Below are 14310 nucleotides of genomic sequence, written 5' to 3' on the forward strand. Positions count from 1 at the left end.
AAATCGATATTTCATACATAAAATTTAACAAAAAAAAGTGCCACAGAGATTTCCTCCGCAGCACTTATTTCTAAATAGATTTTACAACGCATCTTTAACTACTTTACTAATCAAACCGCCATCTGTTTTCCCTTTAAGCTCAGCCATTGCAAGTCCCATTACCTTGCCCATGTCTTGCTTACCGGAAAATCCGTTTGTTTCAATAATTTTTTCAATAACCACTCGAACTTCATCTTCAGTCAACTGCTTCGGCAAATACTGCATCAGTAGCTCAACACGGTTATTAAGATTCGTAATCATCTCTTCTTTATTCGTTTGTTTTGCGTATGTTAATGACTCGTGAGTTTGCTTAATTTCCGTTTGGATGATTTGCATCACTTCTGCATCGCTTAAGTCTACCCCGTCGTTTTTATCAATCTCTTTTTTCTGAATCGTACTAAGAACCAAACGAACGCTTGTTAAGTCCTCTTTGTTTTTAGCTTTCATTAATTCTTTCATCGAACCTTTTAGCTGTTCTTTCAGTGTCATAGTAAACTTCCTTTCCGATTTTTAAATCCAATACTTCGTATACCTAATTATATCGCACGTTTATTCCAATTGGAAAAAATTTTGATTTAGATTGGTCGGGAAATCGTTGATTTGCGCTACAGACGGTTGCTTTCCGGGGGGCGTGCGTTGAGCCGCTTCCCTCGCTACGCTCAGTCCAGGGTCTCAACAGTCACGCTAAATGAGGCCACTGAAAAACTTTCAGTTTTTACATCCACAACGGATTAAATAAAAAGAAAAAGAGTTGAATTCCATTTTGGAATCCAACTCTCTACTTTAATAAGGGTATATGCCCCTTATTTTTCATTCATCAGTTTGATAATTCGTTTAAGATTGACCACAAATATGGTCGCTGCACCTTGTATTTGCATGCCAAATAGACCCGAGGCAATGGCTTTTTTATACCCGTGTCTTTGTTTTAATTCGCTATTTTTTGCTTCTATTTTATATCGTTCTCTAGCCATTTTCTTGAATTGATCGGATTCTTGAAAAACCATTTGTTCTTGGTGTTCCGTAGATTTTTGAGCGACGTAAAATGATTTTGATTTTGCACCATTTTTATAACATCCCTTTTTGAAAGGACAGACTTTGCATTTTTCTACATCAAACATATAACGGGTTCTGGGATTTCTCTTATTTTGTCCGGTTATTTCTCTTTTGATATTTTTTGCTAAATGTCCGGCTTTACATGAATAGGTTCCTGCGTCTTTATTAAACACAAAATCTTCATTATTAGATCGAATACCATTAGATATAATTGGATGCAGCTTCGAGACAAGTTCAATTTGTCGTTCTTTTGTATAGGCAATATTTTCTTTTGCTGAGTAAGCTGTATCGCCGATTACTGTGTCTACCTTTACCCCTGTCAATTTACTTTTTTCTACCAGTTCCTGTAGATGTTTCCCATCATTCTTATTTCCCGTTGTGATTATAGCTGCAGTAATCAAACGTTCTTCATTCATTGCGATATGTGTCTTATATCCAAAGAAAGAGTGATCTGCTGTTTTATGCCCGAATCGGGCATCCTTGTCATTTGAATAGCTTAATTCTATTGTAAAGTCTTCTATGGTTTCTTTAAGGACGTTTAATCTTTCTTTTACAACAGGGATATCTGCATAATCGGAATGTTGTTCTACCGCTTCAATCACTCGTCGGCAGTATGTTAATTCTTCTTCAACATCTGAAGAACAGGGTTTTGTGGGGAATTTTTCCTTAAAATCCGGATTTAATTGATAAACTGCTTTTCTTACAGCTTTCGATTTCTCCTGGAGAAATTGATTTGCGGTCTTATGATTGTAACGAGCATTAGTATGAGTAGAGTCTACAATTATTGAACGACTTTTAATGACATCTTTTTCTAATGCGATTTCAATTGTTTTTGAAATCAACAAATCCATCAACTGATTATCTTTTAGACGACCCCTGCGAAATTTAGTTAAAGAACTGGGATTGATAACATCTTCTTCAGGTGTCATATTTAAGAAATATTTAAAAGACATGTCGAACTGAGAACGCTCCACAACATCCACGTCTGAAAGTTTGTAAATGGATTTTAATAATAAATACTTAAACATGCGGATTGGGCAAATGGCCATACGGCCATTATCGTGGCAGTAACTAGATTGCAATTCATCGAATACAAATGAAAAGTCGACCAAATCATTGATTTGTCTCAACAAATTGTTTTTGGGAACAATTAAATCGTAAATCACACTGAGTGGACTTAAATTGAATTCATCTTGAATTGAAATCATTCGTACTCACCTCGAAGTTATGTAATAAATTTATTATACAAAAAAATCCTTAAAAAGTCTGATAGAAATCGGACTTTTCAAAGATTTAATTTAGAATCGGACTTTTTCAGTGGCCTCACGCTAAATCCCCCAGGAGTCAACCGTCCTCCGCTCCAATCAACGGATAGTACATAATCAAATAAAGACTGTGACATCGGTTGACATCGGTGACAGTCCCCTTTACAACTCAGACACTATTCAGTCAACTACATACGCTTATTTCAGATTTGCATAGTCATAGAAAAAACTATTAGAAACCACCGTCCCACAAACAATATAAATCTCCAGTCACACCCCAAGGAGAGACCACTAAAATACAATCTAGGAAAATGAACTAATCCAGCGCCAAAGCGTCAAGCCTGAGCCGATGCAAGGAGATTGGCAGTGTACTTCTGCCGAGCTCCTTGCGTAAGGCCATCGCTAGCGCCAAGCGAATTTGAAAACCACACACCATTAGAAATCCCAATAATTCTTTATTATGGTTTTGCATACTCCAATATCGGGAATATGAGCTGGGAATCTATATACAACGAGAGAGGTGCATATTTTTGAGAGTGAGTGCGAAGTTAACTTCCTTCATTGTAGTAGTTTTGGTCACTCAACTATTTTTACCGCAGACATCAACTGCACAGAGTGAGGAGAGTTCTACATATATGGTCGTTTCATTCGATGGAATGCGCCATGATTTCACGAAGAACTACATAGACGATGGATTGCTGCCAAACTTTAAGAAAGTCGCGGATAGTGGCCTGGTTGCTGAGGACATTCGAACGATTTATCCTTCACTAACTTCAGCTTCCCACGCTGCGATGGCTACCGGCGCAATGCCTGGTAAGACAGGAATGATCAGTAATCACTTGCGCATGTCCAACACGGATTTAGCCGACAATAAAAGCGCATTTTTCTCACCGCTGGACGCCACACCGATTTGGGCAGAAGCGAAGAAGCAAGGCAAAACAACAGCAACCGTTCTCTTCCCAGGTTCCAATCCTTCACAAGGAAATAAAGCTACATACGCCGTTTATTTTGGAACGACATGGGCTAAAAACGGTTTGGATGATTTAACGTTTACAGTACCCATTGAGTGGACGGACCTTCCCGAAAGTTTCAGTCCGGTTCAGGAAGCGACTCTTACATTGAAACTGGAAGACTCAATGGATCAGAAAGTGTATATTTTAGCTGTGGATTCAACGGATAACGAAAAAAAGGACTACGATACGTTTTATTTTTATACAAAGAAAAATGGAGTAGTAATGGATTCGATTTCAGATTCCGAATGGGGTTCGATTTCATTTTTAATCAATACGGATCACCTCGCTGGCTTTTCATTCAAATTAAAAGAACCAGATCCTACTCTTGACAAAGTTGAACTCTATCGAACGGAAGTCACTTCAGCGGACGTACAAGGACCCGCACAATTTCAAAAAAACATCGCATCTGAATTCGGGTTTCTTCCTGTCCAATACGACGACGATGCGCTTAAAAAGGGTTGGATCACGCGCGTGGACTACGAAGACATTCAGGAACGTTTTGCGCAGTGGACAACCGATGTATCGCTGTATATTAAAGAACAGTACAAACCCGATATTTTATTCTTTTATTATCCACAAATTGACCATGAAGAACATAAATACTTATTAGTAGACCCAAGACAGTTGGACTATACAAAGAAAAAGTCGGCACAGTTTATGGAGTACATTACATGGGCGTATGAGCTTTCGGATCAAGCCGTTGGCGAAGTGTTGAAGACGATGAACAAAAACGATCGCCTTTTACTCGTTTCGGATCACGGTATGGAACCTGTCCACACGATGATTTCTCCCAATCATGAACTTGAAGAGGCCGGGCTTTTAATTAAAGACAAAGACGGTAACATTGATTCTAAAAAATCGAAGGCCTTTGCTGTCGCAAGTGGAGCCATTGCACATATTTACATCAACTTGGAAGACCGAGAGAAAAACGGCGTCGTGACCGAAGAGGAGTATCCCGAAGTTCAACGAGAAATCAAGGAGCTCTTTACCGATTTTAAGGCGACAGAACCCTCTTTCATCAACAGAGTAAAGTATTTATATCACAGATGGAACGAAGACATTCGTCAAGATGATGAACGCTCTTTCTTTAAAGTGTTGGCCGGGTCGAAAGAAAGTCCCTTCGAAAAAGTAGTTTCAGTTGGAGAAAAAGACGAGGACATGGAAATTCTAGAACACGAACAAGCCGGCGACGTGTTGTTGATTGCGAAGCAAGGGTATTACATCGGCCAAGACGACATCGGTTCCTCCGTCGAACTAGCAGAAGACCGCGGCAGCCACGGAGGCAATCCCGAGCGAACGGAACTGCGTCCGATTTTGTATGTGACGGGTGGTTCGTATTCTAAAGGCGAGATTAAGGAGGAAATTTCCACGCTCGATATTGCGCCGACGTTATATGAATTAATGGGGTTGGACGCGCCAGGGTTTATGGACGGGAAGGTTATTCGGGAGATGCTTGAGGGTGGGGAATAGGTTTGTGGAATGCTAAAAAGGTGTTGTCCAACCAAATTTGTCGATAGTCCAACCAGGCGTTGGGTTTGTGCAAGCAATTTTTATTTACTCCAACCAGATTCGTTTAGTACAACCAAGCAACGGGTTTGCCCAACCAAAACATTTTTAGTCCAACCAAACTTTTTTGTGTTATTATCACTCACGAAAAAAGTAGTCTATTTTTGATTTAATCAAGAAATAGACCATTTATCAAATAGAAAGAAGTTAGACATATACAAACAATGTCTAACTTCTGATTAATAATATTTATAATTAGTTACAAAATTAATTGCTATTCACTAACAGATGTATTCCAATAAATCGGGCCAGAAAGAGTAGTTATTCCTTCAACTTTATTTGATGCACCATATAAATTATTGTATCCACCTAAAATTGTAATTGGCATATGTTTTTCCCACGCGTATCCTTGTAGTTCATCCCAAATCTTTTTTGCGTCTTCATGGTTGTCTGATGTCTCCAATGAATGTAGTAATTCAGTCATTTTAGGGTCATGCATTCCTCCTGCAAAAGAAGGACTTAAGGATACTAGTTGTGATGGTGTTGTTACCGTAGACGATCCCGTAATAACCACATCCCAAGCACCAGCATTATTTTGCTTATCCAAAAGTGTAGGCCAATCATAAAGTTCCAATTTCACATTTACACCAATTGCATTTAATTGCTCCTGCATTACTACAGCCGCATTATAGAACTGCGGATAATCACGGGTAGTCATAATTCTATATTCTTCATTATTATAACCTGCTTCAACTAATAGCTTTTTAGCTTTTTCTGGATCTTTCTGATTATAAAATTCACTTCCTTCATTACTTGCCCAATTACTAACTTTATCGGTCATATAACCGGACTGAAGCCAGTATAAATCTTTATTTGCAAAAGATGTCATCATAATTTTATCTATATCAAGTGCAGCATTAATTGCCTGTCTCATTTCAAGTTTGGAAGAGAGTCCTTCATTTTCATTATATATTAAAAGCATTTCTCCATAAGTATCAAAAACCGGATATAAATCCTCTTCATTTTGTAGTTGCTCGTAGTTATCGAAAGGGATTGTGTAGGCAAAGTCATATTCCCCAGTCTTTAATCCATTTAAACGCGTAGAGGCATCCGATACAATGTAAAAGAAGATGTCTTTAACCAACGCTTCTTTATTCCCCGCCAATCCATCTGCATTCGCTTCCACGGGAACATAATCGTCAAATTTAGTAAATTTAATATACTGATCTTGTTTCCATTCTACAAACTTGAATGGACCTGTTCCTATATATTCCCCCACTCCATCTTCAGTAGCAGCTTCAACAACATCTTTCGGCATAATTGCTGCAGCCATCTTTGCTGACGCCATTGTATCCAAAGTAAGTGGAGAAGGTTTCATTAGTTGTAAAACCACAGTGTATTCATCTTGTTCTTCAAACGTAGCCCCTTCAAATATTGCACCAGTTATTGATGACTTTTCCATCCATCGATTCATAGATGCGACGACGTCTTTTGCTTTCATTTCATCCCCATTGTGGAATTTAACCGCTTTTCTCAAATGAAATGTATATGTTTTATTATCTTCGCTCGTATCAACGGATTCCGCCAACATTGGAACAGCTTTGTACTCAGAATCTGTTGTTAGTAATGTCTCGAACATAAGTCGAGCAGTGTCTCTAGCAACAGTAGCCGTCGTTGTGGGCTGATCGAGAGTAGGAGGTTGCGTAACTAAAGCCACATTCAGCGTGTCTTGTTTATTTGAAGTTTCATCTTTTCCGGGATCATCTGTCGTTTCCGAATTGCATCCAGTTAACATAACTGCTAGTAAAACAGTAAAAATCAGTTTAGTTTTAATAAACTTCATAATAAAGTACACCTCTCCCATATCTCATTTTGAGTTCTCTTCATTAAAACTTAAAACAGCTGAAACAAATACTTTAGCTGTAATCAACATTGCACTTTCATCAAAATCAAAGCGCGGATGATGATGTGGGTAAACGAGATCTGGTTCCTCCAGTTTTGCACCGACAAAAAAGTAACTGCCCGGAACTTCATTTAAATAGTAAGCAAAATCTTCACTTCCCATTCCAAGTTCCCTCTCCTTTACATTTTCGTCGCCTACTACACCACTTGCTATTTTTCGAATAAAATTGGTCTCATTTGGATGATTCCAAACAGCATCATAACCTCGATCATAAACAACTTCACAGGTTGCTCCACTTAATTGACATGTAGCTAATGCAAGTTTCTTCAACTCGTTTTCCATTAAATCACGCGTATCTGAATCGTACGTTCTAATAGTACCGCCAATGTAAGCTCCTTCAGGAATCACATTTAAAGCACTACCAGAATTAAAAGCGCCTACCGAGAGTACTGCTGGGTTTACTGGATTTACTTTTCGACTTACAATTTGTTGTAAATTTAGAACGAGCTGACTTGCAGTGACTAATGAATCTACAGTTAGATGGGGAGAAGCGCCATGTCCTCCTTTACCAGTTATTTTAATTTCAAAGAAATCCGATGCCGCCATTGTATAGCCTTCACGATAGAATACTTCACCAACTGGTAATCCACCTTGTAAATGGGCACCAAAAATCACATCCACTCCATCCAAACAACCGTCCTCAATCATAGATCTTGCTCCACCAGGTGGTAATTCTTCTGCAAATTGGTGAATAAAAACAACATTTCCTTTTATCTTTTCTTTATATTTCGCTAGTATTGTAGCTACACCTAACAAAGTTGCTGTATGTCCGTCATGGCCACAGGCATGCATCGCTCCAGATATTGTGGACTTGTAGGTAACCTCTTTCTCATCTTGGATGGGCAACGCATCAAAATCAGCCCTCAATGCAATAGTCTTACCCTTTTTACCTCCCCTTAATATTCCTACAACACCTCTTCCTCCTACACCCTTTCTGACCTCTAGTCCTAAATTTTCCAAGTAGTCTGCAATAATTTTAGGTGTTCTAACTTCTTGAAAAGAAATTTCTGGATGCATATGGAAATCTCTTCGTATTTCTATCATTTTCGGGAAAATCAGTTCTAAATCTTCGTGTAATTTATGGATATCCATATCATCTCTCCATTTCTAACTCTTTTTAAAGTTAATAAAGCAGCTACCAACATTAATTTTTTAAATTTCCAGCAACACTCCCATTATTCACTGTAGTAATAGTAGAAATCTTTGAATATAGTTTGGTTTTCTTATTTCCAATAATTAATAATTAACAAGTCGATTTTAAGTGAAGTTCCTTTTTCAACCGTGCAATGTACCGCACGCTTTTCAAAATAAACATTCGTTGGCACTATGTTTTCCTTATTAGGAGCCATCCGACTCAACCTCATTTACTAGTGTTTATTTATTAAACGTATACAAGCCATTCGCAAATTCAAGTGTGTCACGTTCAATACCGTCTATGATGACTTCAAAAATCCCTTGTTCATTATGGAGCCGATTGCTTTCGGTTTCTGAGACGTTTTCTATCGAATAGAATACAATTTGGAAATCTGAAAAGGATACAACAGACGCTTTCGCTTCATCATAGGCAACATCAAAATAATACGCCCATTTCGCAGCAAGTTCAGTCGGATTTTTGGCAACGATGTTCAACTGACTGATTTTTTCACTATGATTATCGGTATCTGCCAATAAACCACTTCTAACAAGACGTTGTACTCTTGCAGCATCCTTTTCATCCCATTCAATAATATAGGGTAAATCCAAACCCCCTTCAGGATCCTTTAGAAACAAAAGTTTCCATGAGATGAGCTCACCGTTTTGATCTTTTCTTTGCAAAACGACTGGACCTTCTGTAACGAGGCCTTTCTTTTCCAGCTTTTCTTTCACAGCATAAATGTCTGTTGTTCGTAAAATAAATCGGGCGAATCCTTCCTGGTATCCTCTATTGATGATGGATTGAATCATGCTCGATTCACCATGCGGGAGAGCTTCTAGAAGTTCTTTATTGCTGATGGAAAGAAATTCAACATATGAAAGACCGAAATGCAGTAAAGAATTGTACGTCGGCCGATTTTCATGAGATCCACCATTCCTTACATTCAATTGGTGATTTTTCAACTTAAGAGTTTCAGCTTCTGGACGTTCTAAATAATGGACAACATGGTCAAGCTGATACAATTCTCTTTGCACTCCCTTCTCTTAGTACGTCAAGGCACGTCGGTCTTTTGGATCTTTTTTGCTGTCTGCTCTCCAATTGGTTACCGGTGGAACAAGTTCTGTAATCGGCGTAATAATAAAGTCTAAGAACACAGGTCCATCTTGTTCCATTGCCCAATCGAGCGCTGGTTGAACATCACTGTTATTCAATATTTTTTTGCTCTTCAACCCAAATCCTTCTGCAATTTTTGCACCATCAATTTCAGAAAAGTCGACTGCGATGTATTCTTCATTATGGTAAAGCTGGTGTAACTTTTTGATCCAACCGTAGGCGTTGTTTTGGAAGAGCATGAACACGATTGGCAAGTTTTTTCTTCTCGCTGTTTCAAGTTCTCCTACCGACATTGCAAAACTTCCATCTCCAAACATCGAGAACACTTTCGACGCTTTTGAATTCCCGTAATAAGCACCAATTGAAGCGGAAAGTGCATATCCTAAATTCCCGTGACCTCGGTCAAAGACTGTTTGGCGGCTTGCTTTTTTAACTTTATAATGAGCGGCCATATACGGGTTTTGTGTTCCAGCGTCCACTACAAATAGATGATTTTCATCCGTCATTTTGTCTAAACAATTGATGATTTTAGCCGGATTGACAAGTGCCGAATCTTCATCCGCCTCTATTTGTGCTTGCTCCTGTTTTTCTTTCACTTTATCTTGATAAAACTCTTGCCATGAAACACTTGTCTGTGAATAACCCGATTCCTGCAACTCTTCATCCAAACCTACTAAAAATTGTTGGATATCGCACATAAACGCAAGATCTGTATGCACATTCAATTCCAAAATCTCTTCACTCATATCTACTTGAATGATTGTTGGATCGTCTCTGAGTAATGTTTTAGCTACAGTTGTTACGTTATTTAGTTTTGAACCCAACACAATGACAGTGTCCGCTTCTCGTACAACATCATTACTTTGGTCAGTTCCGCCGTTTACGCCAATGACGCCTACCGCATGTTTGTTTGTTTCTGCAATACAGCCTTTTCCGTTAATTGAAGTCGCAACCGGTATTCCGTATTTATTCGCAAAGTCTGTCAACACTTTATATGCTTGCGATAAATGCGCTCCGCCTCCAGCGAGAATAACGGGTCTTTCAGATGCTTTTATTTTTTCAGCAACTTCTTTTAAGTCTTCTGATTTAGGTGCATTAATATGTCTCAAGTAATTGGATTTTTTGAAATCGCTTTCTTTAAAATCAAATTCTTGTTCATGAATATCTTCTGGTATGGAAATATGAACTGCACCAGGGCGGCCGCTTGCAGCTATTCTAAATGCTTTTTTAATGACTTGAGGTGTTTTCGATGCTTTCCGAAGCGTCACATTCCATTTCGTAACAGCATTCGAAACCTCTTCTTGCTTCAATTCTGTTAAAGCCCCAGTGCCTTCACTTTCCGTTGAAATATCGGAAGAAAAACAAACGATGGGAATCGAAGAAGCCGTTGCCTCACTAAGACCCGGTAATGCATATAAAAGTCCCCCGCCGCTCGGCACATCCAAGACTCCCGGCTTACCGGACACTCTCGCATAAGTATCGGCCATATAAGCAGCATGTCGTTCATCTCTACACGACAAATATTGAATTTCATTTTGATGCTTTTCAAAAGCGTTGTGAAAATCCATACTTGTATCCCCAGGAACCCCAAAAACAATCTCTACATCATTAGCAATCAACAACTTTACTACCGCATCTGCTACTCTCATAATTTATTCATACCTCCTAATATTTTTAATTCGCAATTATGAATTAATTTGATTATATTAGTAGTGGTTATAAAAAGCAACAACTATTTTAAGTGCCACTAATACTATTTTAATGTTATAATAGAATTTAAGTAAAGATCTTTTTAGGACAAGGAGATATGAATATGGATGACATCGGACAAAAAATACGTGAAATAAGGCTCTCTAAAGGCTTAAAGTTAAAAGAGGTAGCAGAGTTAACCGGTCTATCCCAAGGTTTTCTATCACAAGTAGAGACATCAAAATCTTCAGTAACACTACAATCCATTTCAAAAATAGCAGATGCTCTAGAAGTAAGTAGAGCCTACTTTTTTGAAACTGAAGAAAAACCAGCTGCAAAAATAGAAATTGATAAAGAGAAAATCGAATCCAAGTCACATTTCAACTTTCATAATTCGAGTTTTGTATATCAAAGTCTGTCCAAAAAACTGGAGAATCCGTTATTCGAACCAATGCTCGTCGTCCTTATGCCGACCGACGAAGAAGTAAACGCATCCATTCACAACGGACAAGAATTCGTCTACGTCCTCGAGGGAACATTGACCGTCATCATAGAAGACGAAAAAGTCCAACTCGAAAAAGGCGAAAGCTTCCACATCAACTCAACCACACCACACACGTGGTTCAACAACACCACACAGCCCGTAAAGCTGTTATACATCTACGCCAAACACTAAAAAACTTGTGACCTCCTGAAAACAGGAGGTCACAAGTTTTTTAGTTCAAGGGGTTGAGTGGAGACAGTCCCCTTTATAAGGTGTTTAACCAACCAACGTCGCGTATAGTCCAACCAAGCACCGGGTTAGTGCAACCAAACTTTATTTAGTCCAACCAGATTCGTTTAGTGCAACCAAGACTCGGGTTTGTCCAACCAAGCACCGGGATTGTCCAACCAGAAATTTCTAAGGACAGCCACCACTTTGTCTTTCCTCTTTAATTACAGAATATCCAGTTGATTGGAGTGGATTGCGGCGACTCCAGCGGGATGAAGCAGGATAGGTAAGACCCCGCAGTGGAGCGATAGCGACCGAGGAGGCTTTCCTCCTGCCCCGTGGAACGCGTCCGCAAGAAACGCAAATCAACTTTGTATGGACTTTCTTCACTTGCATATTAACACCCTCAATCAAACATAAGTAACAAACCCATGTGCATTCGCATACAGCGCCGCACGAGTTCGATCCGACACATCCAGCTTCGCTAATATTTGACTCACATGTTTTTTCACCGTGAATTCCGTGATGAACAAACTATTTGAAATCTCTTTATTGGATAAACCTTTACCCATCTCAATCAACACCTCTTTCTCCCTCGGTGTCAATTGTTCTCTAGAGTCATTTATTTCAGTCAACGTACTGGATTCCATAATCATATCCAACACACCGGGATCGTAATATCTGCGTCCTCTACCAATCAGTCGCAAAGCATGTAGAAGTTCATCTGGAAAAGCCTCTTTTAAAATATAACCAGCAACCCCTATTTCTTTCGCCCTTCTAAACATATCCTCATTTGAAGAAGTAGTAAACACGACAAACTTACACTCAACCCCTTGCCTAAGAGCTTCTTCTATTAAATCCAAGCCCGATTCTGATCCCAATCGAAGATCTACAATAGCCAAATCAGGTTTGACCGAACTGAATAAAAGCAGCGCCTCTCTACTATTTGCCGCTTCGCCCAGAACTTCCATGGACCCATCTAACGTAAGTAGGGATTTTAACCCTTTTCGAACCAAAGGATGATCATCTACAATAACAACTTTCATTACCCAGCCACCTCTTCTTCCTTCAAAGCTTTTAGTGCAGGTATTTCAATAATAAGTTCCGTCCCTTGCCGAGTCGTTCCATCGATTGAAAATGTGCCCGAAAAAGCGGATACCAATCGTTCTATATTCAGAAGACCGATCCCCTTTTCTTTAATCAAACCTAAAGGCTGCTGAGTAATTCCCAGTCCATCGTCCTGAATGGCCAGAATCGTTTTGTTCTCCAATACCGATAAATTGAGTTCGATTGTAGTGCATTTCCCATGCCGAACCGCATTTCCACAAGCCTCGCACACAATACGGTACAGTGCATTTTGCAGCTCATCTGATATCAATAGTTCATTGCCAATCATTTGGTGATTTATTTGAATGTCATAAAGTTTTGCATATTCATCTAAATATGTTTTCAGTCGCATATAAAATGAGTTTTCCCCATTCTTTATAGAACTCAGCTGATAAATGGCTGCCCGAAGCTCTTTAATCGTTGTGTTCGCGGACTGTTCCAAAAACTTGAATTCTTGATTCATCTCACTATTTGCACTCTGGTTGTTTTTGACCCCTAAATTATGCAAAGAATATACGATACCAAACAGCCTTTGCGATACGCTGTCATGAATTTCATTGGCAATGCGGTTTTGCTCCTCAACTACGAGCATTTGTCCCGCCATATGATCCATGTGGATTCGTTCAAGCATGATTTCACTTAAATCCGCAATATACTCAAACGTTCGCCCCACCAATGAACCTGCACCGAAACTTGTCGATTTCACTCCAAGCACACCTACGTTCGTTGAAGTTCTAATGACTTTCATTAAAAAGACTTGATTATGAATGGTGTAAATAAAGGCCTCTTTCGTTCCACGTAAAACGTGCCATTCCTTTTTAAGCCCTTGTTCCAAATCGGGATTGTTTGTTGAATTGGCGAGATGACTTTTTTGATGATTACTGTCCGTTAACCACACAAACGATTCCGTACTTTGCGTACACTTCATGAGTGTTTTATTGATTTCATAAATGAGTTTTTCAGGGTTTTTATTGGAAGAAAGGGTATCGACTACATGATAAAGAGATAGGATATGCTCCAATCTTTCCTCGTACTTCATGTTCGCTTTTATCGATTCGGTATTGATTTTCAACAGTTCTTTTTGCTGTTTTTTGAGATACATTGCTTTTGCATCTAAATCCATCGCGAGTCTCGAAAAAAGTCTCACAAGTAATGTGATGAGTATGCATACTAAATAGAAATAGGAATTGTTTTGGACGATGGTTAGTAAATCGGTTTGAAATACGTTCTGCGTGATCCATGTCGCAGTGCCTAGGAAAATTGCCAGCATCGCATAACAATAGACGGGTGAGAGAAAAAGGGCTGCTACGAGAACCGGATTGAGCGCGTACCATATAAAAACGCTTGAAATGCCACCCGTTGGAATTAACAGCAAGGTCAATCCGATGAGTTCCGCCATCACGATTGCTTGTAAAGCCTTTGTATTCCCTTCATACTTTTTTTGTACTTTTGTGACCACCCAACCTACGATAACGAGCGAGCCAATGATTGTCGCATAAAAAAGAATCGAAGACGTCGGTCCAAATAAATAGAAGAACAAACAACTGAGCCCTAATGAAAGAACCCGATACAATAGAAGATATTGCATTCGTCCGGGTGGTTTCTTGCTTAATTCGTGAGTAAAGTGATTAACCATTTGCATTTGCAAAATCCTCATCTCCAAACACTCGTTTTAGAAGGATAAAAACTTTTCTGGCTTGCACCATAGTAAATTC

Annotated in this window: 11 protein-coding genes; 2 read left to right on the forward strand and 9 right to left on the reverse strand. The window is 39.1% G+C overall.

All coding sequences use genetic code 11. The features are described from left to right. Positions 1-81: 81 nt before the first annotated feature. Positions 82-528 carry a GatB/YqeY domain-containing protein gene (locus ACFSFY_RS14620; protein ID WP_381539275.1) on the reverse strand — a complete coding sequence of 149 codons (447 nt, stop codon included), beginning with the start codon at positions 526-528 and terminating at the stop codon, positions 82-84. Between the two features lie 314 nt (positions 529-842). Beyond that, complete coding sequence (locus tag ACFSFY_RS14625; protein WP_381539277.1) at positions 843-2300, reverse strand: IS1182 family transposase; 1458 nt, start codon at positions 2298-2300, stop codon at positions 843-845. A gap of 593 nt (positions 2301-2893) precedes the next feature. Between ACFSFY_RS14625 and ACFSFY_RS14630 the strand changes: the two genes are divergently transcribed. After that, entirely contained in the window at positions 2894-4840 is a 1947-nt protein-coding gene (locus ACFSFY_RS14630; RefSeq protein ID WP_381539640.1) for an alkaline phosphatase family protein, read from the forward strand. A 310-nt stretch (positions 4841-5150) separates the two neighbouring features. On the opposite strand, the gene ACFSFY_RS14635 is transcribed toward ACFSFY_RS14630, so the two are convergent. The 5 genes from ACFSFY_RS14635 to ACFSFY_RS14655 all read right to left on the reverse strand — a co-directional run bounded on the left by ACFSFY_RS14635 (position 5151) and on the right by ACFSFY_RS14655 (position 10736). Further along, complete coding sequence (locus ACFSFY_RS14635) at positions 5151-6719, reverse strand: ABC transporter substrate-binding protein (protein WP_381539278.1); 1569 nt, start codon at positions 6717-6719, stop codon at positions 5151-5153. Between the two features lie 24 nt (positions 6720-6743). Beyond that, on the reverse strand, positions 6744-7931 hold the full coding sequence (locus tag ACFSFY_RS14640) for a M20 metallopeptidase family protein (RefSeq protein WP_381539280.1): 1188 nt from the start codon (positions 7929-7931) through the stop codon (positions 6744-6746). Between the two features lie 131 nt (positions 7932-8062). Then, positions 8063-8188, reverse strand: coding sequence for a hypothetical protein (locus ACFSFY_RS14645; protein WP_381539281.1), 126 nt, complete (start codon positions 8186-8188; stop codon positions 8063-8065). Between the two features lie 25 nt (positions 8189-8213). After that, positions 8214-8996 carry a VOC family protein gene (locus ACFSFY_RS14650; protein WP_381539283.1) on the reverse strand — a complete coding sequence of 261 codons (783 nt, stop codon included), beginning with the start codon at positions 8994-8996 and terminating at the stop codon, positions 8214-8216. A 21-nt stretch (positions 8997-9017) separates the two neighbouring features. After that, positions 9018-10736, reverse strand: a complete 1719-nt coding sequence (locus tag ACFSFY_RS14655) for a thiamine pyrophosphate-binding protein (protein ID WP_381539285.1) — start codon at positions 10734-10736, stop codon at positions 9018-9020. A gap of 164 nt (positions 10737-10900) precedes the next feature. Between ACFSFY_RS14655 and ACFSFY_RS14660 the strand changes: the two genes are divergently transcribed. Next, positions 10901-11452 carry a helix-turn-helix domain-containing protein gene (locus tag ACFSFY_RS14660; protein ID WP_381539287.1) on the forward strand — a complete coding sequence of 184 codons (552 nt, stop codon included), beginning with the start codon at positions 10901-10903 and terminating at the stop codon, positions 11450-11452. Positions 11453-11898: 446 nt separating this feature from the next. Here ACFSFY_RS14660 and ACFSFY_RS14665 read toward each other — a convergent pair whose 3' ends face one another. Then, complete coding sequence (locus ACFSFY_RS14665) at positions 11899-12534, reverse strand: response regulator (RefSeq protein WP_381539289.1); 636 nt, start codon at positions 12532-12534, stop codon at positions 11899-11901. Next, positions 12534-14237 carry a sensor histidine kinase gene (locus ACFSFY_RS14670; RefSeq protein ID WP_381539642.1) on the reverse strand — a complete coding sequence of 568 codons (1704 nt, stop codon included), beginning with the start codon at positions 14235-14237 and terminating at the stop codon, positions 12534-12536. The genes ACFSFY_RS14665 and ACFSFY_RS14670 overlap by 1 nt, the downstream gene beginning before the upstream one ends. Positions 14238-14310: the final 73 nt, after the last annotated feature.

The sequence above is a fragment of the Sporosarcina siberiensis genome, from assembly GCF_042681925.1.
Taxonomy (GTDB): Bacteria; Bacillota; Bacilli; order Bacillales_A; family Planococcaceae; genus Sporosarcina; species Sporosarcina siberiensis.